This window comes from Agromyces sp. NPDC055658, assembly GCF_053618155.1.
Window position 1 is genome coordinate 13,197 of record NZ_JBSHHD010000020.1, and the last position, 24,437, is coordinate 37,633.

Annotated in this window: 20 protein-coding genes; all 20 read left to right on the forward strand. The window is 70.4% G+C overall.

The window, feature by feature from the left end; translation table 11 throughout:
- Nucleotides 1-7 precede the first annotated feature (7 nt).
- Complete coding sequence (locus tag ACWGPE_RS11035; RefSeq protein WP_275505889.1) at nt 8-1,831, forward strand: peptidoglycan D,D-transpeptidase FtsI family protein; 1,824 nt, start codon at nt 8-10, stop codon at nt 1,829-1,831.
- Nucleotides 1,832-1,844: 13 nt separating this feature from the next.
- A complete protein-coding gene (locus tag ACWGPE_RS11040; protein WP_452048696.1) occupies nt 1,845-3,392 on the forward strand; it encodes a Mur ligase family protein in 1,548 nt (515 codons plus the stop codon).
- Nucleotides 3,389-4,801, forward strand: a complete 1,413-nt coding sequence (locus tag ACWGPE_RS11045) for a UDP-N-acetylmuramoyl-tripeptide--D-alanyl-D-alanine ligase (RefSeq protein WP_275505887.1) — start codon at nt 3,389-3,391, stop codon at nt 4,799-4,801. Before ACWGPE_RS11040 ends, ACWGPE_RS11045 begins: the two co-directional genes overlap by 4 nt.
- A 150-nt stretch (nt 4,802-4,951) precedes the next feature.
- Nucleotides 4,952-6,046 (forward strand): phospho-N-acetylmuramoyl-pentapeptide-transferase, encoded by a 1,095-nt coding sequence (gene mraY, locus ACWGPE_RS11050; protein WP_231431202.1) that lies wholly within the window; start codon nt 4,952-4,954, stop codon nt 6,044-6,046.
- On the forward strand, nt 6,043-7,587 hold the full coding sequence (murD, locus tag ACWGPE_RS11055) for a UDP-N-acetylmuramoyl-L-alanine--D-glutamate ligase (protein ID WP_452048697.1): 1,545 nt from the start codon (nt 6,043-6,045) through the stop codon (nt 7,585-7,587). Before mraY ends, murD begins: the two co-directional genes overlap by 4 nt.
- Nucleotides 7,547-8,815, forward strand: coding sequence for a putative lipid II flippase FtsW (gene ftsW, locus ACWGPE_RS11060; RefSeq protein WP_452048698.1), 1,269 nt, complete (start codon nt 7,547-7,549; stop codon nt 8,813-8,815). Before murD ends, ftsW begins: the two co-directional genes overlap by 41 nt.
- Nucleotides 8,812-9,903 carry an undecaprenyldiphospho-muramoylpentapeptide beta-N-acetylglucosaminyltransferase gene (murG, locus tag ACWGPE_RS11065; RefSeq protein WP_231431199.1) on the forward strand — a complete coding sequence of 364 codons (1,092 nt, stop codon included), beginning with the start codon at nt 8,812-8,814 and terminating at the stop codon, nt 9,901-9,903. The genes ftsW and murG overlap by 4 nt, the downstream gene beginning before the upstream one ends.
- A 93-nt stretch (nt 9,904-9,996) precedes the next feature.
- Nucleotides 9,997-11,397: a UDP-N-acetylmuramate--L-alanine ligase gene (gene murC / locus ACWGPE_RS11070; RefSeq protein ID WP_452048699.1), complete on the forward strand. Its 1,401-nt coding sequence runs from the start codon at nt 9,997-9,999 to the stop codon at nt 11,395-11,397.
- Nucleotides 11,398-11,650: 253 nt separating this feature from the next.
- Nucleotides 11,651-12,529: an FtsQ-type POTRA domain-containing protein gene (locus ACWGPE_RS11075; protein ID WP_452048700.1), complete on the forward strand. Its 879-nt coding sequence runs from the start codon at nt 11,651-11,653 to the stop codon at nt 12,527-12,529.
- A 188-nt stretch (nt 12,530-12,717) separates the two neighbouring features.
- Complete coding sequence (gene ftsZ, locus ACWGPE_RS11080) at nt 12,718-13,935, forward strand: cell division protein FtsZ (protein ID WP_231431196.1); 1,218 nt, start codon at nt 12,718-12,720, stop codon at nt 13,933-13,935.
- Between the two features lie 49 nt (nt 13,936-13,984).
- Nucleotides 13,985-14,656 carry a YggS family pyridoxal phosphate-dependent enzyme gene (locus ACWGPE_RS11085; RefSeq protein ID WP_275505882.1) on the forward strand — a complete coding sequence of 224 codons (672 nt, stop codon included), beginning with the start codon at nt 13,985-13,987 and terminating at the stop codon, nt 14,654-14,656.
- A 33-nt stretch (nt 14,657-14,689) separates the two neighbouring features.
- Entirely contained in the window at nt 14,690-15,187 is a 498-nt protein-coding gene (locus ACWGPE_RS11090; RefSeq protein WP_275505881.1) for a cell division protein SepF, read from the forward strand.
- Nucleotides 15,188-15,193: 6 nt separating this feature from the next.
- Complete coding sequence (locus ACWGPE_RS11095) at nt 15,194-15,508, forward strand: YggT family protein (RefSeq protein WP_231431193.1); 315 nt, start codon at nt 15,194-15,196, stop codon at nt 15,506-15,508.
- 116 nt (nt 15,509-15,624) lie between these two features.
- A complete protein-coding gene (locus ACWGPE_RS11100) occupies nt 15,625-16,296 on the forward strand; it encodes a DivIVA domain-containing protein (RefSeq protein ID WP_231431192.1) in 672 nt (223 codons plus the stop codon).
- Nucleotides 16,286-16,930, forward strand: coding sequence for a signal peptidase II (lspA, locus tag ACWGPE_RS11105; RefSeq protein ID WP_452048701.1), 645 nt, complete (start codon nt 16,286-16,288; stop codon nt 16,928-16,930). The genes ACWGPE_RS11100 and lspA overlap by 11 nt, the downstream gene beginning before the upstream one ends.
- Entirely contained in the window at nt 16,930-17,850 is a 921-nt protein-coding gene (locus tag ACWGPE_RS11110; protein WP_452048702.1) for an RluA family pseudouridine synthase, read from the forward strand. Before lspA ends, ACWGPE_RS11110 begins: the two co-directional genes overlap by 1 nt.
- 78 nt (nt 17,851-17,928) lie before the next feature.
- Complete coding sequence (gene dnaE / locus ACWGPE_RS11115) at nt 17,929-21,459, forward strand: DNA polymerase III subunit alpha (RefSeq protein ID WP_452048703.1); 3,531 nt, start codon at nt 17,929-17,931, stop codon at nt 21,457-21,459.
- Between the two features lie 47 nt (nt 21,460-21,506).
- Entirely contained in the window at nt 21,507-22,817 is a 1,311-nt protein-coding gene (hisD, locus tag ACWGPE_RS11120; RefSeq protein WP_231431190.1) for a histidinol dehydrogenase, read from the forward strand.
- A 31-nt stretch (nt 22,818-22,848) separates the two neighbouring features.
- Nucleotides 22,849-23,322 (forward strand): transcriptional regulator NrdR, encoded by a 474-nt coding sequence (gene nrdR / locus ACWGPE_RS11125; protein ID WP_231431189.1) that lies wholly within the window; start codon nt 22,849-22,851, stop codon nt 23,320-23,322.
- Nucleotides 23,323-23,359: 37 nt separating this feature from the next.
- On the forward strand, nt 23,360-24,412 hold the full coding sequence (locus ACWGPE_RS11130; protein ID WP_231431188.1) for a quinone-dependent dihydroorotate dehydrogenase: 1,053 nt from the start codon (nt 23,360-23,362) through the stop codon (nt 24,410-24,412).
- The last annotated feature ends 25 nt before the right edge of the window (nt 24,413-24,437 follow it).

A 24,437-nucleotide genomic window follows, 5' to 3' on the forward strand; every position in this document is an offset into this window, starting at 1 on the left:
CCACCGGATGAAGCGAACGACCCGGCACCCGATGCGGAGGATCATCGTCTCGGCCGTACTGCTGGTCGTCCTCGTCGGCGTCTTCGTCGTGAAGCTCGTCGACATCCAGGTCGTGCGGGCGTCCGCACTCAACGCGCAGTCGCAGGACGCCCGTTCCACGCCCGTGAAGGTCTGGGGTGCGCGCGGCGACATCGTCGACGCGAACGGAACGGTCCTGGCGGACAGTGTCATGCGCTACGACATCGTGGTCTCCCCGAAGCAGGCGAAGCTGGCCGTCGTCGAGCGCGTGGCGTCGGAGTCGGGCGACACGACGAAGGAGGTCGACCTCACGACGGAGGAACTGGTCGCCGGTCTCACGCCGGCTGCGGCCGAACTCGCGCCCGTGGTCGGCCTGACGACGGACCAGGTCGTCGGGATCATCACCTCCAAGCTCGCGGAGAACCCCGACTCGGATTTCGCCTTCATCGCGAAGCAGGTCGACACGGCGACATACGACGCGGTGAAGGCGCTCGAGATCGCCTGGGTCTATCCGAAGGAGCACCCGAGCCGCACGTACCCGAACGGCGCGGTCGGCGGCAACCTGCTCGGCTTCGTGCAGGCCGACGACGGCACGCCGCTCGCCGGGCTCGAGCTCGCGCAGGACCAGTGCCTCGCGGGCACCGACGGCGAGGTGAGCTACCTGCACAGCGCATCCGACTGGGTTCCCATCCCGGGCACCGAGATCGTGCAGAAGCAGGCGAAGGACGGCGGCACCCTGAAGCTCACGATCGACGCAGACCTCCAGTTCTTCGTCCAGCGCGTGCTCGAGGAGCAGCGACGCGCGACGGGTGCCGACTGGGCGACGGCCACGGTCATGGAGGTGAAGACCGGGCGACTGCTCGCGGTCGCCGACGTGCCGACGGTCGACCCGAACGACCCGTCCGCGACCGACGCCGACGACCGGGGCTCGCGCACCTTCACGGCGCCGTTCGAGCCGGGTTCGACCTTCAAGGCGATCACCGCCGCCTCGGTGCTCGACGCGGGCAAGGCCACGCCGCTCGACCAGATCGTCGCGCCCTACAAGTACTACCCGTCGAACGGCGCCGACATCAACGACAGTGCGTTCCACGAGGACGAACGGCTGACCCTCACCGGTGTGCTCATCGAGTCGTCGAACACGGGCATGTCGAAGTTCGGAGAGCGCCTCACCGACCGTCAGCGCTACGACGACATGAAGAAGTTCCACCTGGGCGAGCAGACCGAGGTCGGCTTCCCGAACGAGGAGACGGGCGACCTGCACGGCGACCCCGACGAGTGGGACAACCAGACGAAGTACGCGACCATGTTCGGCCAGGGCCTCACGACGACGGCCGTGCAGATCGCGAGCGCCTACCAGACGATCGCGAACGGCGGGGTGCGCATGCCCGTGCAGCTCGTCGACGGCTGCACGACGCCCGACGGCGAGACGACGGCGCCGCCCTCGAAGGGCGAGCGGGTCATCTCGGAGAAGGCGGCCGACGAGACCTCGCAGATGCTCGAGCGGGTCTACGCCGAGGGATGGCTCGCCGACACCTGGAACATTCCCGGCTACCGGGTGGCGGCGAAGACCGGTACGGCCCAGTTCGCCGACGGCAACGGCGGCTACCGGTCGGGCTACCTGGTCTCGGTCTCGGGCTTCGCCCCGGCCGACGATCCCGAGTTCGTGGTTTCGGTCAGCATCAACAATCCCGTTAAGATGAACTCGTCCGCCGCATCCGCGCCCGTCTTCCAGAAGGTGATGAGCCAGGTGCTGAAGAAGTATCGGACCGTTCCATCCGGCGCTCCGGCGCCCGATCTGCCAGCCACCTGGTGAGAAAGTTGGGTTCGTGACCGGATCGCCTCCAACGGCCCTCCGGCCGCAGCACCCGAGCCCTCGATCGCTCCGCGGCCTCGCCGAGGAGTTCGGGTTCGAGGTGCGCGGCGAGCTCGGCGACCTCGAGGTCTCCGGCGTCGGCCTCGCGTCGGGCTCGGTGCGCGCCGGCGACCTCTACGTCGGCGTGCCCGGGCGCAACGCGCATGGCGCCCAGTTCGCCGGCGCCGCGCGTGAGTCCGGAGCCGTCGCGCTGCTCACCGACGAGACCGGCGCGTCCATCGCCGAGGGCGCCGGCCTGCCGGTGCTCGTGACGGCCGACGCGCGCTCGGCGCTCGGCTCGGTCGCCGCCTGGATCCACCGCACCGAGGAGAACCCCGCCTCGACGTTCGCCGTGACCGGCACCAACGGCAAGACGAGCGTCGTCTACCTGCTCTACGGCATCCTCCGACAGCTCGGTGTCACGGCCGGCCTGACCTCGACGGCCGAGCGCCGCATCGGCGACGAGGCCGTCACGAGCTCCCTGACGACGCCCGAGGCGAGCGAACTGCACGCACTCCTCGCCCGCATGCGCGAGGTCGACGTACGAGCGGTCGCGATCGAGGTGTCGGCGCAGGCGCTCAGCCGCCATCGCGTCGACGGGCTGGTCTTCGACGTGGCGGGGTTCACCAACCTCAGCCACGACCACCTCGACGACTACGCCGACCTCGACCAGTACTTCGAGGCGAAGCGCGAGCTGTTCCAGCCCGAACGCGCCCGCCGCGGCGTCGTCACCGTCGACTCGGCGTGGGGCGACCGGCTCGTGGCCGAGTCGCGCATCCCCGTCACGACGCTCACGACCACCTCCGATCGCGCGGCCGACTGGCGCGTCACCGTGCTCGACGAGCAGGCCGCGTTCACCGTGTTCGCCCTCGAAGGGCCCGACGGTCGCCGCATCGAGACGAAGGTGCCCCTGCTCGGCTGGTACATGGCGGCCAACGCGGCACTCGCGATCGTCATGCTCACCGAGGCCGGATACGACCTCGACCGCATCGCCGCGGTGCTCGAGCGGGACGGCGGCATCGACGCCTACATCCCCGGCCGCGCTGAGCGCATCTCGGGCGACCGCGGCCCCGTCGTCTACATCGACTACGGCCACAGCCCCGATGCGTTCCTGCAGACGCTCGGCGCGATCCGTCGCATCACCGAGGGCCGGGTCATCATGCTGTTCGGCGCCGACGGCGACCGAGACACGACGAAGCGCGCCGAGATGGGCGCGATCGCCGCCCGCGGCTCCGACGTCGTCGTGATCACCGACTTCCACCCGCGCAACGAGGATCCGGCGGCCATCAGGGCCGCGCTCATCGCCGGTGCGCGCGAGGCGGTGCCCGATCGCGAGATCCACGAGATCCCCGACCCCCGCGCGGCATTCCGCGCTGCGCTCGCGCTCGCGCAGGATGGCGACGCCATCCTGTACGCGGGTCCCGGACACGAGGACTACCACGAGGTGAAAGGCGTCAAGATCCCGTACTCCGCACGTGAAGACTCGAAGCAGGCCCTGCGCGACGCGGGGTGGCTGTTGTGATCGCCCTGACGCTGGCCGAGGTCGCCGAGGCGACCGGCGGTGTACTCCGGCTCGACGGCACTGAGGCGACCCCGCTGACGGTGGTCGCAGGCGCGGTCACCACCGACTCGCGCGAGATCGGAGCGGGCGACCTCTTCGTCGCCAAGCGAGGCGAGTTCGACGACGGGCACCGCTTCGCACCCGCTGCCGCCGAACAGGGCGCGGCGCTCCTGATCGTCGAACACGCGCTCGACCTCGCCGTGCCGCAGGTCATCGTCGCCGACTCGGTCGACGCGCTCGGCGCACTCGCGACCGAGGTCGTGCGCCGCGTCCGTGCGCTCGGACGGCTCCGCATCGTCGGGGTCACCGGGTCGAACGGCAAGACGACGACGAAGAACCTGCTCCGGGCGGTGCTCGAGCGCATCGGACCGACCGTCGCGGCCCGGGCGTCCTACAACAACGAGGTCGGCGCACCCGTCACGATGCTCGAGCTCACCGACGAGACCGAGTTCCTCGTCGCCGAGATGGGAGCCTCCGGCGTCGGCGAGATCGCGCGCCTCGTGAAGATGGCGCGGCCCGACGTCGGCATCGTGCTCAAGGTCGGGCTCGCCCACGCCGGCGAGTTCGGCGGAATCGAGCAGACGGTGCGGGCGAAGTCCGAGATGGTCACCGACCTCCTCGAAACCGACGTGGCCGTGCTCAACGCCGACGACCCCCGCGTCGTCCCGATGGCCGGCCTGACCGCTGCACGCGTCGTCTGGTTCGGACTCGGCGACGCCGCCGACGTGCGCGCCACCGACCTGCGCGTGCACGCGCGCGGCACCGACTTCACGGTGACGGTACCGGGTGGCGACGAGGCCCGCGTCCACTTCGGCGTGCTCGGCGAGCACCACGTCATGAACGCCCTGGCGGCGGTTGCGGCATCCCTGCAGCTCGGCGTCGGCCTCGCCGACATCGTGACCGCCCTCGAGCAGGTCACCCTCGCCGAGCGCTGGCGCATGCAGCTCATGGGCGGCCGCGATGACATCACCGTCATCAACGACGCCTACAACGCGAGCCCCGACTCGATGTCGGCTGCGCTCAAGACACTCGCCCAGGTGAAGACGCCCGGTACCCGCACGATCGCGGTGCTCGGCGAGATGAGCGAACTCGGCGAGTTCTCGGGCGAGGAGCACGACCGCATCGGCCTGCTCGCCGTGAGGCTCGGCATCTCGCAGCTCGTCGTCGTCGGGCAAGGCGCGCGTCGCCTGCACATCTCGGCGATCAACGAGGGCTCGTGGGACGGTGAGTCGGCGTTCGTCGAGACCGCCGACGAGGCGTTCGAGCTCGTCACCGCGAGCACGCAGCCCGGTGACACGATATTGGTGAAATCGTCGAACTCGGCGGGTCTCCGCCTGCTCGGCGACCGACTGGGAGAATGGTTCGCGTGAGCGCAGTTCATCATCACGGCGAGGCTGGGCAGGCGAACTGCCTGCTCGGCGACCGACTGGGAGAATGGTTCGCGTGAGCGCAGTTCACTACCGCAGCAGGACTGACCGGCCCGACGGCCTGCTCGGCGACCGACGGGGAGGTCGGGGCGCGTGAGAGCACTGCTGACCGCCGGGGCGTTGTCGCTCGCCTTCACGCTGTTCCTGACGCCGCTGTTCATCCGGCTGTTCACCCGCCTCGGCTGGGGGCAGTTCATCCGCGACGACGGGCCGCAGAGCCACCACGTCAAGCGCGGCACGCCCACGATGGGCGGCATCATCTTCATTCTCGGCACGCTGTTCGGCTATTTTTCGGCGACGCTGCTCACGGGTGAGGGCGCGACCGCATCGGGCCTGCTCGTGCTGCTCATGATGGTGGGCCTCGGCGTCGTCGGATTCGTCGACGACTTCCTGAAGACGCGCAAGAAGCAGTCGCTCGGCCTCGGCGGCTGGGCGAAGGTCGGCGGCCAGGTGGTCGTCGCGACGGTCGTGGCGCTGCTCGCCCTGCAGTTCCCGAACCACATGGGCGTGACGCCCGCGAGCACGAAGATCTCGTTCATCCGCGATCTGCCGCTCGACTTCATGGTGTTCCCCACCGTGATCGGCATCCTCCTCTACGTCATCTGGAGCTGCCTCATCACCGTCGGCGCCTCGAACGGCGTCAATGTGACCGACGGTCTCGACGGCCTCGCAGGCGGCGCCTCGATCCTCGCGATCGGCTCGTTCGTCATCATCGGCTTCTGGCAGTTCAACCAGTCGTGCGCGGCCGTCGGACTGAACGAAGACGACCGGTACCGCTGCTACGACGTGCGCGATCCGCTCGACATCGCCATCGTCGCCACCGCGATCGTCGGCGGCCTCATCGGCTTCCTCTGGTGGAACACGAACCCCGCCAAGATCTACATGGGCGACACCGGCTCGCTGGCCTTGGGCGGTGCCCTCGCCGCGCTCGCGATCGTCAGCCACACCGAGCTCCTCGTCGTCATCATCGGCGGCCTCTTCGTCATCGAGACGGGCTCGGTGATCGTGCAGCGGGCGTACTTCAAGCTCACCCACGGCAAGCGCATCTTCCTGATGAGTCCGATCCATCACCACTTCGAGCTCAAGGGCTGGGCCGAGGTCACGATCGTCGTGCGCTTCTGGATCATCGCCGGACTCTTCGTGGCCGCCGGCGTCGGCGCGTTCTACTTCGAGTGGCTGCAGCGTTGACGGCGGATGACCCGGGCCGCGCCGCGAACCGCCTCGACACGCTGACGAGCTGGAACGCCGACTGGCGTGGTCTCCGTGTCGCCGTGCTCGGCGTCGGCGTGACGGGTTTCGCCGTCGCCGACACACTGACGGAGCTCGGCGCCGAGGTGCTCGTCCTCGCCCCCGACGTCGACGACGACCGCGCGCGGATCCTCGACGTCATCGGCGCGCGGCTCGTGCGGCACCCGCTCGACGGGGTGCCCGACGAGCTCGTCGCGTTCGCCCCCGACGTCGTGGTCGCCTCACCGGGATTCCATCCCGACCATGCCGTCCTCGGATGGGCGGGGAGCGAGGGCGTGGCGGTATGGGGCGACATCGAGCTGGCCTGGCGGGTGCGCGACAAGGTGAACGCGGCCGAGTGGATCCTCGTGACCGGCACCAACGGCAAGACCACGACCGTCCAGATGACTGCGACGTTCCTCGCGGCGAACGGCCTGCGCGCGGCGCCGTGCGGCAACATCGGCGTGCCCGTGCTCGACGCCGTGCGCGACCCGGCGGGCTTCGACGTGCTCGTCGTCGAGCTGTCGAGCTACCAGCTGCACACGTTGCCGACCACGGGTCCCGGTGCCGTGCACCCGTGGGCGAGCGTCGTGCTCAACCTCGCCGACGACCACCTCGACTGGCACGGCTCGTTCGAGGCCTACCGCGCTGCGAAGGCGAAGGTCTACGAGAACACGAAGGTCGCGTGCGTCTACAACCGCGCCGACGAGGCGACCCTGCGCATGGTCGAGGACGCCGAGGTCGAGGAGGGCGCCCGCGCCATCGGCTTCGGGCTCGACGTGCCCGGACCGAGCGACTTCGGCGTCGTCGACGGGATCCTGTGCGATCGGGCGTTCCTCGACGACCGGCGTACGGCCGCCCTCGAGATCACGACCCTCGACGAGCTCGAGCCGCGCGGGCTGGCCGCGCCGCACGTCGTCGCCAACATCCTCGCCGCCTCCGCGCTCGCGCGTTCCCACGGGGTCCCGGTCGGTGTGATCCACGACGCACTCGCCGAGTTCCGGCTCGACGCCCACCGCATCGAGACCGTCGCCGTCGCCGGTGGCATCCGCTGGATCGACGACTCGAAGGCGACGAATCCGCATGCCGCCGAGGCATCCCTGAAGGCCTTCGGCCGGGTCGTCTGGATCGTGGGCGGCCTGCTCAAGGGCGTCGACGCCGACTCGCTCGTCGCAGCGCACGTCGGCCGGCTGCGCGCCGCGGTCGTCATCGGTCGCGATCGCGCCGAGCTCGTCGATGCGTTCCGGCGACACGCGCCGCAACTGCCGCTCTTCGAGGTCGTCGCCGACGACACTGAGCAGGTGATGCCCGATGCGGTCGCACTGGCTGCGGCGGTCGCCGAGGACGGGGACACCGTGCTCCTCGCGCCCGCGGCGGCGTCCATGGACCAGTTCGCCGACTACGGCGATCGCGGCCGGCGGTTCCACGAAGCGGTCAGAGCGATGCTGGGAGGTGAGGCGGATGGCGACTCCGCCCCGCACGAGCCGCCCGCAGAAGGCTGAGCCCGCCCAGCAGGGCGTCTCGGCGGCGCGGATCCGCCTGGGGCGGTTGTTCCGCGCCGAGTCGGCCGACTACTTCCTGCTGCTCGGCACGACCCTCTTCCTCGTCGTGCTCGGCCTCGTCATGGTGCTCTCCTCCTCGCTCGTCGAGTCGTACCTCGAAGACGGCGGCCTCCTCGACCAGGCGGTGCGACAGGGCGTGTTCGCCGTCATCGGCATCCCAGCCATGCTCATCGCGAGCCGGCTGCCAGAGCGATTCTGGATGCGCGTCGCCTGGCCGGCGCTCATCGTCACCTGCATCCCGCAGCTGCTCGTCGTGGCGACCCCGATGGGCATCGAGGTCGGCGGCAACACGAACTGGCTCGCGATCGGCCCCGTGCAGTTCCAGCCGTCGGAGTTCATCAAGGTCGCCCTGGTCATCTGGCTCGGGCTCATGGTCACGAAGAAGCAGGACCGGCTCGACGACTTCACGCACGGCATCCTGCCGATCCTGCTCGTCGGCGGCGGTGCGATCGGGCTCGTGCTCCTCGGCGGCGACCTCGGCACCGTCATGATCATGGGCGCGATGCTGCTCGGCGCGCTCTTCCTCATCGGGGTGCGGCTCCGGTTGCTCCTGCCGCCGATCATCATCGCCGTCGTCGGGTTCGTGATCGTCGCGTTCTCGAGCGAGAGCCGCATGCGCCGCATCACCTCGTTCCTCGACGCGAACTGCGAGGCCGGCGGCACGGGCGACGCGATCAACGACTGCTGGCAGATCCAGCACGGTACCTTCGCCCTCGCGAACGGCGGCATCTTCGGCGTCGGCCTCGGGAACTCTGCGGCGAAGTGGTCGTGGCTGCCGGCAGCCGACAACGACTTCATCTTCGCGATCATCGGCGAGGAGCTCGGCCTCATCGGCGCGATCGTCGTGATCGGCCTGTTCGTATTGCTCGCGATCGCCTTCGCGCGGGTGTTCCGCGGCGCGGGCACGCCGTTCGGCCGGGCGGCCACGGCGGCGGTCATGGTGTGGGTGATCGGCCAGGCCTGTGTCAATATCGGTGTCGTGCTCGGAGTCTTCCCCGTCCTCGGTGTCCCGCTGCCGCTCGTCTCCGCGGGAGGCACCGCCCTGCTCACGACCCTCGTCGCGATCGGCGTCGTCCTGTCGGTCGCGCGGACGCCCGAGGCATCCGCCCGCCTCGCCGCCCGTTCGGCGGCGCGAAGGGCCCGTGCGGCGGAGCGAGCCGCGCGATGACCGTCTACCTGCTCGCCGGCGGCGGAACCGCCGGCCACGTGAACCCCCTGCTCGCCGTCGCCGATCGCCTGCGCGAGCGCGATCCCGACGCCGAGGTGCTCGTGCTCGGCACGGCCGAGGGGCTCGAGGCGAGGCTCGTGCCGGCTCGCGGCTACGAGTTGCTCACGATCGCGAAGGTCCCCTTCCCGCGGCGGCCGAACCGTGCCGCCGCCGCGTTCCCGGCGCGGTTCCGTCGTTCGATCTCGGATGTCTCGGGCATCATCGCCGGTCGTGGTGTCGACGTCGTCGTCGGCTTCGGCGGGTACGTCTCGACTCCCGCCTACATCGCTGCGCGACGTGCCGGCGTCCCGGTCGCGGTGCACGAGGCGAACGCGAAGCCGGGCCTCGCGAACCGGCTCGGCGCCCGTCGCGCGGATGCCGTCGGCGTCGCGTTCGAGGGCACGCCGCTGCCTGGCGCCGAGGTCGTCGGCATGCCGCTCCGCCGCGAGATCGAGACGCTCGATCGCGCTGCGCTCCGAGGCGAGGCCGCGGGGTTCTTCGGACTCGACGCGTCGAAGCCCGTGCTCCTCGCGACCGGTGGTTCGCTCGGCGCACGTCGCATCAATCGCACGATGGTCGACAGTGCCGAGGCGATCACCGGTGCCGGCTGGCAGGTGCTGCACATCACGGGCGCGACTTCCGAGGTCGACGATCCCGGTGTCGCCGGCTACCGGATGGTCGAGTACGCCGACCGCATGGACCTCGCCCTCGCCCTCGCCGACCTCGCGGTATCCCGAGCGGGCGCGGCGACCGTGAGCGAGCTCTCGGCCCTCGGCATCCCCGCCGTGTACGTGCCGTACCCCGTCGGCAACGGCGAGCAGCGGTTCAACGCCGCGGGCGTCGTCGCGGCCGGTGGCGGAATCCTCGTCGACGACGCCCGGTTCCTTCCCGAGTGGGTGGCCGCCGAGCTCGTGCCGCTGCTCGCCGACCGCGAACGCGTCGCCGCGATGGCATCGGCCGCGGCGACGGCGGGCGTCGCCGACGGCACCGACCGCATGGTCGCCCTCGTCGACCGCGCGCTCGGCGGGGGAGCCGCGGGCCGCGCCTGAGACGCGTAACGTGGAAGCAGCGGAACCACCCGCCCCGAACGCGCCCGCCGGCGCACCGACGACCCCGACCGCACCGAGGAAGAGCGCCCGAACGTGACCATCAAGCCCGATCTCTCGATCCAGATCCCCGCCGAGCTCGGCGCCGTGCACTTCGTCGGCATCGGGGGGTCCGGCATGAGCGGCATCGCGCGCCTGTTCATCGGTGCCGGCCATCGGGTGACCGGCTCCGACGTGCGCGACTCGGCGAACATCGCCGCGCTCCGCGAGCTCGGTGCCGAGATCGCGATCGGGCACGACGCCGCGAACCTCGGTGACGCCGAGGCGGTCGTCGTGACCGGCGCGCTCTGGCAGGACAACCCCGAGTACCAGCTGGCCCTCGAGCGCGGGCTGCCCGTGCTGCACCGCTCGCAGGCGCTCGCCTGGCTGATCTCGGGCCAGCGCCTCGTCTCGGTCGCCGGCGCCCACGGCAAGACCACGTCGACCGGCATGATCGTCACAGGCCTCCTCGCGCTCGGGGCCGATCCGAGCTTCGTGAACGGCGGCGTCATCGACGGGCTGGGCGTCTCGTCGTCCGCAGGCGAGGGCGAGCTCTTCGTCGTCGAGGCCGACGAGTCCGACGGCTCGTTCCTCCTCTACGACACCGCCGTCGCGCTCATCACGAACGTCGATCCCGACCACCTCGACCACTACGGCTCGCGCGAGGCGTTCGAGCAGGCGTTCGTCGACTTCGCCGACCGCGCCTCGGAGCGCGTCGTGATCTCCTCCGACGACGCCGGGGCGCAGCGCGTGCACGAGCGGCTCGGCCACGCGAACGTCGTCACGTTCGGCGAGGCGGCGGATGCCTCGGTGCGGGTGCACTCGATCGAGACCGACGGCCCGGTGGCCTTCGTCATCGCCTACGACGGTGTCGACTACGCGGCGAGGCTGCGCATCCCGGGCAAGCACAACGCGATCAACGCCGCAGGCGCGTTCGCCGTGCTCGTCGGGCTGGGCTTCGAGCCGGCCGCCGCGCTCGAGGGCATCTCCCGCTTCACCGGCACCGGTCGCCGCTTCGAACTCCACGGCACCGTGGGCGGCGTGAGCGTCTACGACGACTACGCGCACCACCCGACGGAGGTCGCGGCGGCACTGGCCGCGGCGCGCACCGTCGTCGGCGACGGACGCATCATCGCCGTGCACCAGCCGCACACCTACAGCCGCACCCAGGCCTTCGCGAAGGAGTTCGCCGAGGTGCTCGAGGAGTTCGCCGACGAGACCGTCGTGCTCGACGTGTACGGTGCCCGCGAGGATCCGGTGCCCGGGGTGACGGGCGCACTCGTGAGCGAGCGGTTCGCCGATCCCGAGAAGGTCGCGTTCATCGCCGACTGGCAGGCGGCCGCCGACCACACGGCGAAGATCGCCCGCGACGGCGACTTCGTCATCACCCTCGGCTGCGGTGACGTCTACCGCATCGTGCCGCAGCTGCTCGGATCGCTCGAGCGGGAGCGCGGGTGACGGCGGGCCGCGCGTGAAGCGGCCGCAGGGCTTCGACGGACGCACGCCGCGGCGCCCGAGGCGAACGCCGGCGCCCGAGCCGCGGGGCGGTGCGGACGCCCCCGCGGCGGGAGCCGATCCGCTCGGCGCCGTACGAGCGCCCGCGCCCGCCGGGGCGGCCGGATCCGGCGCGGCCGGTCCGTCGCTCCGCTACGGCGGGAGGGACGCAGCCGACCGCGTCACGACCGAGCCGATCGTCGTGGTCGAACCTTCCGTGACGATTCCCGTGGGCGGTGCCGTCCGAGCACCGGGCGCCGCGGCGCCCGAGGTCGAACCCGGGCCGGCTGCCGCGACGGCGGACCATACCGGCGATCGGCCGGCCGATGCGAAGTCGGCCAGGCGCGCACTCGCGGCCGCCGAGCGCGAACGCCGGCGTTACGAGAAGCAGGAGGTGCGCCGGTTCACGAAGCGGTCGCGCCGTCGTCGGCTCACCTGGTGGATCGCGGGCGGAGCGGTCGCGGCCGTGACCGTCGGCATCGTCGCGGGCGCGTACTCGCCGCTCATGGCGTTGCGCGAGGTGCGCGTCGAAGGAGCCTCGCGCATCCCCGCCGACTCGATCGCGGCCGCGTTCGACGGCCAGCTCGGCACCCCGCTGACCCTCATCACGGGCGAACAGGTGCATGCGGCACTCGCGGACTTCCGGCTCATCGAGACGTACTCGGTCGAGACGATCCCGCCCGGCACGCTCGTGGTGCGGATCGTCGAGCGCACGCCGGTCGGCGTCATCGAGGCGAAGGGCGGCGGTCTCGAGCTCGTGGACGCGGCCGGGGTCGTCATCGACCGGCCGGCCGAGCGTCCCGACGGGCAGCCGCTCATCGAGGTCGACGGGGGCGTCGGCTCCGAGGGCTTCAAAGCCGTCGCCGCGGTCGTGCGGAGCCTCCCCGCCGAGGTGCGCAGCCAGCTCGTCGGCGCCTCGGCGGAAACTCCCGACGACGTGCGGCTCGAGCTCGCGGGCGGGGTGCCGGTCGTTTGGGGCGGCGCGAACGACTCCGGTCTCAAGGCCGACGTGCTCGCGACGCTCATGAAGGCGGCGCCGCCCGACACGGTGCCCGGCTACGACGTCTCGTCGCCGGAGGCTCCGATCACGGGCTGACGCGGGGCGCCGGAGGGTTCGCGAGGGGCCCGGGCGACCATCTCGACGGTCGGATCGCGACACGCCGGGCTCGCCTTGCTCGACGCGCCCGCGCGGCGACCTACCGTCGTCTCAGGAATTGCATACTCAGCAAAACTTTAACCTTCGACTAGAGGTTCAGGGTTCAGAGTTCGCACGGAAGGCCGGACATGTCGACAAACCAGAACTACCTCGCCGTTATCAAGGTGGTCGGTATCGGCGGCGGCGGCGTCAACGCCGTCAACCGCATGATCGAACTCGGCCTGCGCGGAGTCGAATTCATCGCGATCAACACCGACGCACAGGCGCTGCTCATGAGCGACGCCGACGTCAAGCTCGACGTCGGCCGCGACCTGACGCGGGGTCTCGGCGCCGGCGCCGACCCCGAGGTCGGCCGTCGCGCCGCCGAGGACCACGCGGAGGAGATCGAGGAGGCGCTCGCGGGCGCCGACATGGTCTTCGTCACCGCGGGCGAGGGCGGCGGCACCGGCACGGGGGGTGCCCCGGTCGTCGCGCGCATCGCCAAGTCGATCGGCGCGCTCACCATCGGTGTCGTCACGAAGCCCTTCGGCTTCGAAGGCAAGCGGCGCCAGACGCAGGCCGAGCAGGGCGTCGCGCGCCTGAAGGAAGAGGTCGACACCCTCATCGTGGTGCCGAACGACCGTCTGCTCGAGATCAGCGACCGGGGCATCTCGATGCTCGAGGCGTTCTCGACCGCCGACCAGGTGCTCCTCGCCGGTGTGCAGGGCATCACCGACCTGATCACGACGCCCGGCCTCATCAACCTCGACTTCGCCGACGTCAAGTCGGTCATGCAGGGGGCCGGCTCGGCCCTCATGGGCATCGGCTCGTCGAGAGGCGCCGACCGCGCGATCAAGGCCGCCGAACTCGCGGTCGCGAGTCCGCTGCTCGAGGCGTCGATCGACGGGGCGCACGGTGTGCTGCTCTCGATCCAGGGCGGCTCGAACCTCGGCATCTTCGAGATCAACGACGCCGCCCGCCTCGTGCAGGAGGCCGTGCACCCCGAGGCGAACATCATCTTCGGCGCCGTCATCGACGACACCCTCGGCGACGAGGTGCGCGTGACCGTCATCGCCGCCGGCTTCGACGGCGGTGAGCCCAATGCCAAGCCCGTCGAGGCGCGCCGCTCGAACTTCGTGCCGGCGGCGGCCGCGGCGGTCGGCGTGCCGGTCGCGGCCGGCGGGGCGGCCCTCGGCGAGTCGCTGAGCGATGAAGCGGCCGACGTCATCGCGGAGATCGACATCGACGAACTCGTGGAGACCGCCAATTGGGGCGAGGCGTCGACGTCGACCGCCGACCAGATCGTGACCGACCCGGCATTCGACGACGGAGACGACGACCTCGACATCCCCGACTTCCTGAAGTGAGCGGAGCTTCTCGAGTGCGCGCGGCACGGACGGGCCGGGGGCGAGCCTTGTGAGCGGGCTCGGTTTCCGGCTCGCCGCCGTGCAGGCGGCGATCTCGGACGCCGCGGCCGACGCCGGCCGCGAGGCATCCGAGATCACGACCATCGTGGTCACGAAGTTCCAGCCCGCCTCGCTCGTGCGCGATCTCGCGACCCTCGGCGTGCGCGACGTGGGGGAGAACCGCCACCAGGAGGCTCAGGCGAAGGCCGCCGAGCTCGCGGAGCTCGGCCTGCACTGGCACTTCATCGGCCAGCTGCAGAGCAAGAAGGCACGGCAGGTCCGCACCTACGCGTCGGCCATACACTCGATCGACCGGCGTGCGCTCGTCGACGTGCTGCGCTCCGACGAGACCTCCGTCGACTGCTTCGTGCAGGTGAACCTCACGGATGATCCGGGCCGCGGCGGCGTCGCCCCGGCGGAGCTCGAGGCGCTCGTCGAGCACGTGCTCGAGACCCCCGGCCTCGTGCTGCGCGGGTTGATGGCGGTGGCGCCGCTCGACGAGCCGGCACGGCCCGCCTTCGCCCGCGTCCGCGAGCTCTCCGAGCGCGTCGTGCGCCTCGCGCCCGACGCGACCGACCTGTCCATGGGGATGAGCCACGATTTCCGCGACGCGATCTTGGAGGGTGCGACACACCTCCGGATCGGAACGGCAATCACCGGGAACCGGCCGGCCGCCGGTTAGCCTCGAAGAGACGGAACACAGACGGAGGCATCGATGTCGAACCCGCTCAAGAAGACCATGGTCTACCTCGGACTCGCCGATGAGGAGCTCGAGCAGGAGGCGCCGCACGCCGCCGCCTCGCCGGGCCCCGCAGCTGCGGCTCCCGCCCCGGTCGTCCACGCGGCGCCCGCACCGGCGCCGAAGATCGGGGCTGCAGTCACGCCGCTCCGTAAGCACCACGTACAGCCGAGCACCCCGCAGGTGGAGATGAACGAGATCCTGACCGTGCACCCGCGCCAGTACCGTGACGCGCAGGTGATCGCCGAGTCCTTCCGCGAGGGAGTCCCCGTGATCATCAACCTCTCGCAGATGTCCGACGGTGACGCCCGTCGGCTCATCGACTTCGCCAGCGGCCTCTCGCAGGGTCTCTACGGCAAGATCGAGCGCGTCACGAGCAAGGTGTTCCTGCTGTCGCCGTCGCACGTCGTCGTCTCGGGCGAGAGCGGCGACGCCGAGGGCGACGTCGACGCGTCGTTCTTCACGCACGCGTAGCCGTCGGTGGGCGCGCTCTCGATCGTCTGGAACGTCCTCTACGCACTGCTGCTCATCTACTTCTTCGTGATGTGGGGGCGGTTCGTGCTCGATCTCGTGCGGACGTTCAACCGCTCCTGGCGGCCACGCGGGTTCTGGCTCGTGGTGGTCGAGGCCGTGTATTCCGTCACCGATCCGCCGGTCAGGTTCTTCCGCCGTGTCATCCCGCCGATCCGCATCGGCCAGGTCGCACTCGATCTCGGGTGGAGCCTGGCCATGCTGGTCGTCATCGTCGCCATGACCGTCGTGTCGTGGCTGGCCGCGGCGTCCGCCGTCGGCTGAGCATCTCCTGCGAGCGTGACCGGTGAAGTCGAACGCGGCTCACGACTCGCAGTCGGTGTTTGCTACCGTTAGCAGAACGTGATCGAACCGTTCGACAGATTTGAGGGTGGGAAGCCATGGCGCTAACTCCGGAAGATGTGGTCAACAAGCGCTTCCAGGCGACGAAGTTCCGGGAGGGCTACGACCAGGACGAGGTCGACGACTTCCTCGATGAGGTGGTCGTCGAGCTGCGCCGGCTGAACCAGGAGAACGACGAGCTTCGCCAGCGCGTCGCCGCCGCCGAGGCTCGCGCCGCCGAGGCCGCGAGTGCCCCGGCCCCGGCCGCTCCCGCGCCCGCCGCCGTCTACACGGAGCCCGCCGCACCGCCGCCCACGGTCGCCGTGCCGACGCAGCCGGCAGCGCCGCAGTCCGAGCTCGACGAGCAGACGTCGACGACGAACCTGCTCCAGCTCGCCCGCCGCCTCCACGAGGAGCACGTGCGCGAGGGCATCGAGAAGCGCGATGCGCTCATCGCCGAGGGTCACGCGACCGCGGCGCGCGTCGTCGCCGAGGCCGAAGCCAAGCAGCGTCAGCAGATGGGCATCCTCGACCAGGAGCGCGTGGCGCTCGAGAAGCGCGTCGACGAGCTGCGCACGTTCGAACGCGACTACCGCGCCAAGCTGAAGAGCTACATCGAGGGTCAGCTGCGCGAGCTCGACACCGCCGCCCCGGTGCAGGTGTCGGGCAACCAGGGCTTCTCGGCCCCCGCCGAGCAGCCTGCTCCGACCTTCCAGGGCTTTGGCGGCTGAGCGGGCCGCGAAGGTCGGCACCACCACCGCCCTGCTGGTCCTGGCCGGCGCCGCACTCGCGGCGTACGGCGTCGACCAGCTGAGCAAGTTCCTCGTCGTCTCGAACCTCACCGAAGGCGAGGTCGTGCCGGTGCTGGGCTCCGTGCTCCAGTGGCAGTTCGTGCGGAACCCCGGCGCGGCGTTCTCGCTCGCGAGCGGCATGACCTGGATCTTCACGATCCTCGCCGCGACCGTCATCACGTTCATCATCTGGTTCTCCCGCCGTATCCGCTCCGTCGCGTGGGCGCTCGTGTTCGGGCTCCTGCTCGGCGGGGTGCTCGGCAACCTGACCGACCGGCTCTTCCGAGAGCCGAGCTTCGGGCTCGGGCACGTGATCGACTTCATCTCGACGCCATGGCTGCTGCCGGCGATCTACAACGTCGCCGACATGGCGATCGTGTCGAGCATGGTGCTGTTCATGATCCTCACCATCCGCGGTGTCGGGCTCGACGGCACGCGCGAGACGCGCGCGCCGAAGACCGACCGGGCGGATGCCTCCGCAACGACCGCGCTCGACGGCGACGCTCCGTCGGGCGAGACCACGGCCGCGGGCGACGCCGACGGGCCGCGTGCGGCCGCCGTCGCCGAGGCCTGATGGAACATCGCTCGCTGCCCGTGCCCGACGGGCTCGACGCCACGAGGGTCGACGCCGGCCTCGCGAAGCTGCTCGGCTTCTCCCGCACGCTGGCGGCGGAGATCGCGGAGTCCGGCGGCGTGCTCCTCGACGGCGCCGTCGTCGGCAAGTCCGATCGCCTGCGCGCCGGCAGCTGGCTCGAGGTGAGCTGGGAGCCGCCGCGCACCCTCGCCGTCGAACCGATCGCGGTTCCCGAGCTCGGCATCGTGCACGACGACGACGATCTCGTCGTCGTCGACAAGCCGGCGGGCGTCGCCGCGCACCCCTCGCTCGGCTGGAACGGCCCGACGGTCGTCGGCGCGCTGGCCGCGGCCGGGTTCCGCATCTCGACGTCGGGCGCGCCCGAACGACAGGGTGTGGTGCACCGGCTCGATGCCGGGACGAGCGGCCTCATGGTCGTGGCGAAGTCCGAGCGTGCCTACATGGAGCTCAAGCGGCAGTTCCACGACCGCGAGGTCGAGAAGATCTACCACACGGTCGTGCAGGGGCACCCCGACCCGCTCGCCGGCACGATCGACGCGCCGGTCGGGCGTCACCCGCGGTCGGAGTGGAAGTTCGCCGTGACCGCCGACGGCAAGCACGCCGTCACGCACTACGAGACGATCGAGGCGTTCCCGTACGCGTCGCTCCTCGAGGTGCACCTCGAGACCGGCCGAACGCACCAGATCCGCGTGCACATGGCGGCGCAGCGCCACCCCTGCGCGGGCGACTCGATGTACGGTGCCGACCCGACGCTCTCGGCACGTCTCGGACTCACGCGGCAGTGGCTGCACGCGCACGAGCTCTCGCTCACGCACCCGGGCACGGGGGAGTGGACGACGTTTTCCTCTGCCTACCCGGCCGACCTCGCTCACGCGCTCGACGTGCTCCGCGGCGACTGACCTCCGACCCGCGAACGACACGCCGACGAGCGTCACCGGGTCGCCGTACACTCGAAGCACCGACCCAGATCCACCCCGATGAGGAGCCCCGTGGCCGCCGATTCATTCGTCCATCTGCACGTGCATTCCGAGTACTCGATGCTCGACGGCGCAGCTCGAGTGGGTGAGCTGATCAAGGCGGCCCAGGGGTACGAGATGCCGGCGGTGGCGGTCACCGACCACGGCAACGTGTTCGGCGCCTACGACTTCTGGAAGCAGGCGACCGACGCCGGCATCAAGCCGATCATCGGCACCGAGGCGTACCTGACGCCCGGCACCCATCGCAGCGACAAGACCCGCATCCGTTGGGGCAACGGCGGCGGCGACGACGTCTCCGGCTCGGGCGCCTACACGCACATGACCCTCCTGTCGGAGACGACCGAGGGCATGCACAACCTCTTCCGCCTCTCGAGCCGCGCGTCGATCGAGGGGTACTACTTCAAGCCGCGCATGGACCGCGAGCTCCTGCAGACCTACTCGAAGGGGCTCATCGCGACGACCGGCTGCCCCTCCGGCGAGGTGCAGACGCGCCTCAGGCTCGGACAGTACGACGAGGCGGTCAAGGCGGCGGCCGAGTTCCGCGACATCTTCGGGGCCGACAACTTCTTCTGCGAGATCATGGACCACGGCCTCGGCATCGAGAAGCGAATCATGACCGACCTGCTGCGCCTCGCGAAAGACCTGGGCCTGCCGCTCGTCGCGACGAACGACCTCCATTACACGCATGCGCACGACGCCAAGAGCCACGCGGCGCTGCTGTGCGTGCAGTCGGGCTCGACGCTCGACGACCCCAACCGGTTCAAGTTCGACGCCGACGACTTCTACCTGAAGACCGCGGCCGAGATGCGACAGATCTTCCGCGACCACCCCGAGGCGTGCGACAACACGCTCGCGATCGCCGAGCGCTGCGACGTGCAGTTCAACACGAGCGCGAACTACATGCCGCGATTCCCGGTGCCCGAGGGCGAGAACGAAGAGAGCTGGTTCGTGAAGGAGGTCGAGAAGGGCCTCCACCTCCGGTACCCGAACGGCATCCCGGCCGACGTGCGCAAGCAGGCCGACTACGAGGTCGGCGTCATCAGCCAGATGGGTTTCCCGGGCTACTTCCTCGTCGTCGCCGACTTCATCAACTGGTCGAAGGAGCACGGCATCCGGGTCGGACCGGGCCGAGGGTCGGGCGCAGGTTCGATGGCGGCCTACGCGATGAAGATCACCGACCTCGACCCGCTGCAGCACGGTCTCATCTTCGAGCGCTTCCTGAACCCCGACCGCGTCTCGATGCCCGACTTCGACGTCGACTTCGACGAGCGTCGTCGCGGCGAGGTCATCAAGTACGTGACCGAGAAGTACGGCGAAGAGCGGGTCGCGCAGATCGTCACGTACGGCACGATCAAGGCGAAGCAGGCGCTGAAGGACTCGGGGCGCGTGCTCGGCTTCCCGTTCTCGATGGGCGAGAAGCTCACGAAGGCGATGCCGCCCGCGGTCATGGGCAAGGACATTCCGCTCACCGGCATCTTCGACAAGAACCACCCGCGCTACAAAGAGGCGGGCGACATCCGCGCGATCGTCGAGACCGACCCCGAGGCCAAGACCGTCTTCGAGACGGCGCTCGGCATCGAGAACCTGAAGCGCCAGTGGGGCGTGCACGCGGCCGGCGTGATCATGTCGAGCGACCCGCTCATCGACATCATCCCGATCATGAAGCGCGAGCAGGACGGGCAGATCGTCACGCAGTTCGACTACCCGGCGTGCGAGTCGCTCGGCCTCATCAAGATGGACTTCCTGGGGCTGCGCAACCTCACGATCATCGACGACGCGCTCGACAACATCGAGGCGAACCGCGGCTTCCGGCCGGTGCTCGAAGACCTCGCCCTCGACGACTCCGAGGCCTACGCCCTCCTCTCGCGGGGCGACACGCTCGGGGTGTTCCAGCTCGACGGCGGGCCGATGCGCTCGCTCCTGCGCCTCATGAAGCCCGACAACTTCGAGGACATCTCCGCCGTCATCGCGCTCTACCGCCCAGGCCCTATGGGAGCGAACTCGCACACGAACTACGCGCTGCGCAAGAACGGCCTGCAGGAGATCACGCCGATCCACCCCGAGTTCGCCGAGTCGCTGAAGGACATCCTCGACACGAGCTACGGCCTCATCATCTACCAGGAACAGGTGATGGCGATCGCCCAGCGGGTCGCCGGGTTCTCGCTCGGCCAGGCCGACATCCTTCGGCGCGCGATGGGCAAGAAGAAGAAGTCCGAGCTCGACAAGCAGTACGAGGGCTTCTCGGCGGGCATGAAGTCGAACGGGTACTCCGATGAGGCGATCGGCAAGCTGTGGGAGATCCTGCTGCCGTTCTCCGACTACGCGTTCAACAAGGCCCACTCGGCGGCGTACGGCGTGCTCAGCTACTGGACGGCGTACCTCAAGGCCCACTTCCCGGCCGAGTACATGGCGGCCCTCCTCACGAGCGTCGGCGACGCCCGCGACAAGCTCGCCCTCTACCTCAACGAGTGCCGCCGCATGGGCATCAAGGTGCTCCCGCCCGACGTGAACGAATCGATCGGATTCTTCGCCGCCGTCGGCGACGACATCCGCTTCGGCCTCGGTGCGGTGCGCAACGTCGGCTTCAACGTCGTCGACGCGATCCGCGGCGCCCGTGAGAAGGAGGGGCGGTTCGAGTCGTTCCACGACTTCCTGAAGAAGGTGCCGATCCCCGTCGCGAACAAGCGCACGGTCGAGTCGCTCGTGAAGGCGGGGGCCTTCGATTCGCTCGGCCACACGCGTCGCTCGCTCGTCGAGATCCACGAGGGCGCCGTCGAGTCGGCCGTGAAGGAGAAGCGCGCCGAGGAGAACGGCGACGTCGGGTTCGACTTCGACAGCCTCTTCGACGAGCACGAGAAGGAGGCCGCGCCCTCGCTGGTCCCCGACCGGCCCGAATGGACGAAGAAGGACAAGCTCGCCTTCGAGCGCGAGATGCTCGGGCTCTACGTGTCCGACCACCCGCTGGCCGGCCTCGAGGTGCCGCTCGCCAAGCACGCCTCGACGACGATCACCGACCTCATGGGATCCGACTCCACGCAGGACGGCGACACGGTCACCGTCGCGGGCCTCGTCACGAGCGTGCAGCACCGTATCGCCAAGGCCTCGGGCAACCAGTACGGCATGATCCAGGTCGAGGACTTCTCGGGCGAGATCACCGTCATGTTCATGGGCAAGGCCTACCAGGAGTTCGCACCGGGCCTGCAGGCCGACACGATCGCCGTGGTGCGGGGCCGGGTCAGCATGCGCGACGACGGCATGAACCTGCACGCCTTCAGCGTCTTCACGCCCGACCTCGGCCAGGGCGAAGAGAGCGGCCCGGTCATGATCTCGCTGCCCGACCAGCGGGCGACGACCGAGACGATCACCGCCCTCGGTGAGGTGCTGAGCCGGCATCGAGGCGATACCGAGGTGCGGCTGAAGCTCGTGCGCGGGCGGTCCGCACGCGTCTTCGAGCTGCCGTACCCGGTGAACGTGAGCGCCGACTTCTACGGCGAGCTCAAGAGCCTGCTCGGCCCGAACTGCCTCGTGTGACGCCGGCCCGCCGGGCGGCGGGCGCCGCTCGGTAGGCTTGAGCCACCATGCTGCGAACGATCGACCTCCGCGCGACCCGCCCATCGACGAGCGAACTGCTCGCGCTCGTGCCCCGGGCGGCGACCGACGTGTCGGCCGCGCTCGAGCCCGCGCGCGCCCTCATCGAGGCCGTCCGAGCGCATGGCGAGTCGGCGCTCCTGGAGCAGGCCGAGCGCTTCGACCGGGTGACTCCGCCGTACGTGCGAGTGCCCGCCGACGAGCTCGCAGCTGCGCGCGACGGCCTCGCGCCCGAGATCCGGGCCGCGGCCGAACGCACGATCGAGCGGGTGCGCGCCGCGAGCTCCGCCCAGGTGCCCGCCGCCCGGCGCACCGAGCTCGGTGCGGGCGCCGTCATCGAGCAGCGCTGGCAACCGGTCGGCAGGGTCGGCCTGTACGTGCCGGGCGGCAAGGCCGTCTACCCTTCGAGCGTCGTCATGAACGTCGTGCCCGCACAGGCGGCCGGCGTCGCATCGATCGCGCTCGCCTCGCCGCCGCAGGCGGAGTTCGGCGGGCGCGTGCACCCGACGATCGCGGGCGTCGCCGCCCTGCTCGGCATCACCGAGGTCTACGCGATGGGCGGCGCCGGCGCGATCGGTGCCTTCGCGTACGGCGTGCCCGCCCTCGGGCTCGAGCCGGTGCAGCTCGTCACCGGGCCCGGCAACGTCTACGTCGCGGCGGCCAAGCGGGTCGTCCACGGGGTCACCGGCATCGACGCGGAAGCGGGACCGACCGACATCCTCGTCATCGCCGATGATGCGGCTGACGCCGATTTCGTGGCCGCCGACCTCATCAGCCAGGCGGAACACGACGAGCTCGCCGCTGCGGTGCTCGTGACCGATTCGCCCGCGTTCGCCGAGCGGGTGCTCGACCGGCTCGCGGCGCGATCGGCCGCGACGAAGCACGGCGACCGCGTGCACCAGTCGCTCACCGGCGCGCAGTCGGCGCTCGTCCTCGTCGACGACCTCGAGCAGGCGGCGGCGTTCGCGAACGCCTTCGGGCCCGAGCACCTCGAGATCCAGGTCCGCGACGCCGACGCCGTGCTCGCCCGCATCGAGAACGCGGGTGCGATCTTCATCGGCCCCTACTCGCCGGTGAGCCTCGGCGACTACGCCGCCGGCTCGAACCACGTGCTGCCGACCGGCGGTCAGGCCCGTTTCGCGGCGGGATTGTCGGCCGCGACCTTCCTGCGTCCGCAGCAGGTCGTGCGCTACGACGAGGCCGCGCTGCGCGAGGTCGCCCCGGTGATCGCCGCCCTCTCGACCGAGGAGGACCTGCCTGCTCACGGCGAGGCCGTGGCGGCGCGCTTCGACGCGGAGTGAGGCGCCCGCACGCCGCTAGGCTGGGGTCACCATGTACTGTCCCTTCTGCCGCCACCCCGATTCGCGCGTCATCGACTCCCGCACGAGCGACGACGGACTGTCGATCCGCCGCCGCAGGCAGTGCCCCGAGTGCGGGCGTCGGTTCTCGACGACCGAGACGGCGAGCCTCGTCGTCATGAAGCGCTCGGGTGTCGTCGAGCCGTTCAGCCGCGAGAAGGTCGTGCTCGGCGTCAAGAAGGCGTGCCAGGGTCGCCCGGTGACCGATTCCGACCTCGCGGTGCTCGCGCAGAAGGTCGAGGAGACGATCCGTTCGACCGGTGCGTCGCAGATCGAGGCGAACGACATCGGCCTCGCCATCCTTCCGCCGCTCCGCGAGCTCGACGAGGTGGCGTACCTGCGCTTCGCGAGCGTCTACCAGGCGTTCGAGTCGCTCGACGACTTCGAGGCGGCGATCGAGCAGTTGCGCGAGGAGCACGGCCGGTTGCCCGCCCGGCCGGTCGAGTGACGTCGCCGTGCCTCGCGACGGGTACCCTGAATCCGGCATGTATCGACTCCTCTTCTCCCTCTTCCTCACGAAGCTCGACCCCGAAGACGCGCACCACCTCGCGTTCAGCGTGATCCGGGGCCTGCCGACGCTCGGCCTCGGACGCCTCGTCGAGCGGTTCACCGCCCCCGACCCGTCACTCGCGGTCGAGACGCTCGGGCTCCGATTCCCGTCGCCGTTCGGCGTGGCCGCGGGTTTCGACAAGGACGCTCGCGCGGTCATCGGTCTCGGCCAGCTCGGCTTCGGGCATGTCGAGGTCGGCACGATCACGGCGATCGCGCAACCGGGCAACGAGCGGCCGCGCCTCTTCCGGCTGGTGAAGGACCGGGCGCTCATCAACCGCATGGGGTTCAACAACGGCGGGGCGGATGCTGCGGCCGGTCGCCTCTCGCGGCTGTCGCGCCGCTCGCACCGGCCCGTGCTCGGTGTCAACATCGGCAAGAGCCGGGTGACCGCCGTCGAGGACGCCGTGGGCGACTACGTGCGCAGCGCGAAGCTGCTCGCGCCGTACGCCGACTACCTCGTGGTCAACGTGAGCTCTCCGAACACACCCGGCCTCCGTGGGCTGCAGGAGCTCGACGCCCTCGCACCGCTCCTCGAGACCGTGCGCGAGGCCGCGGGAACCACCCCGCTCCTCGTGAAGATCGCGCCCGACCTCGCCGACTCGGAGGTGGAGCGCATCTGCGAGCTCGTCGTGCGACTCGGCCTCGACGGCATCATCGCCACGAACACGACGATCTCCCGCGAGGGGCTCACGACCGAGGCATCCGCGATCGAAGCCATCGGTGCCGGCGGCCTGTCGGGTGCCCCGCTCGCCGCCCGCTCGCTCGAGGTGCTGCGCGTCGTGCGCCGCAGCGTGCCCGACGACCTGTGCGTGATCTCGGTCGGCGGCGTCGAGACGGCCGCCGATGTGCAGGACCGGCTCGACGCAGGTGCGACGCTCGTGCAGGGGTACTCGGCCTTCATCTACCGCGGGCCCTTGTGGGCGCGGCAGGTCAACCGCGGACTCGCGTCGTTCCGGCGGTCTCGCGACCGGGCGGTCGCCCGCTAGCGCTCCGACCAGGTGTCCGCGACGA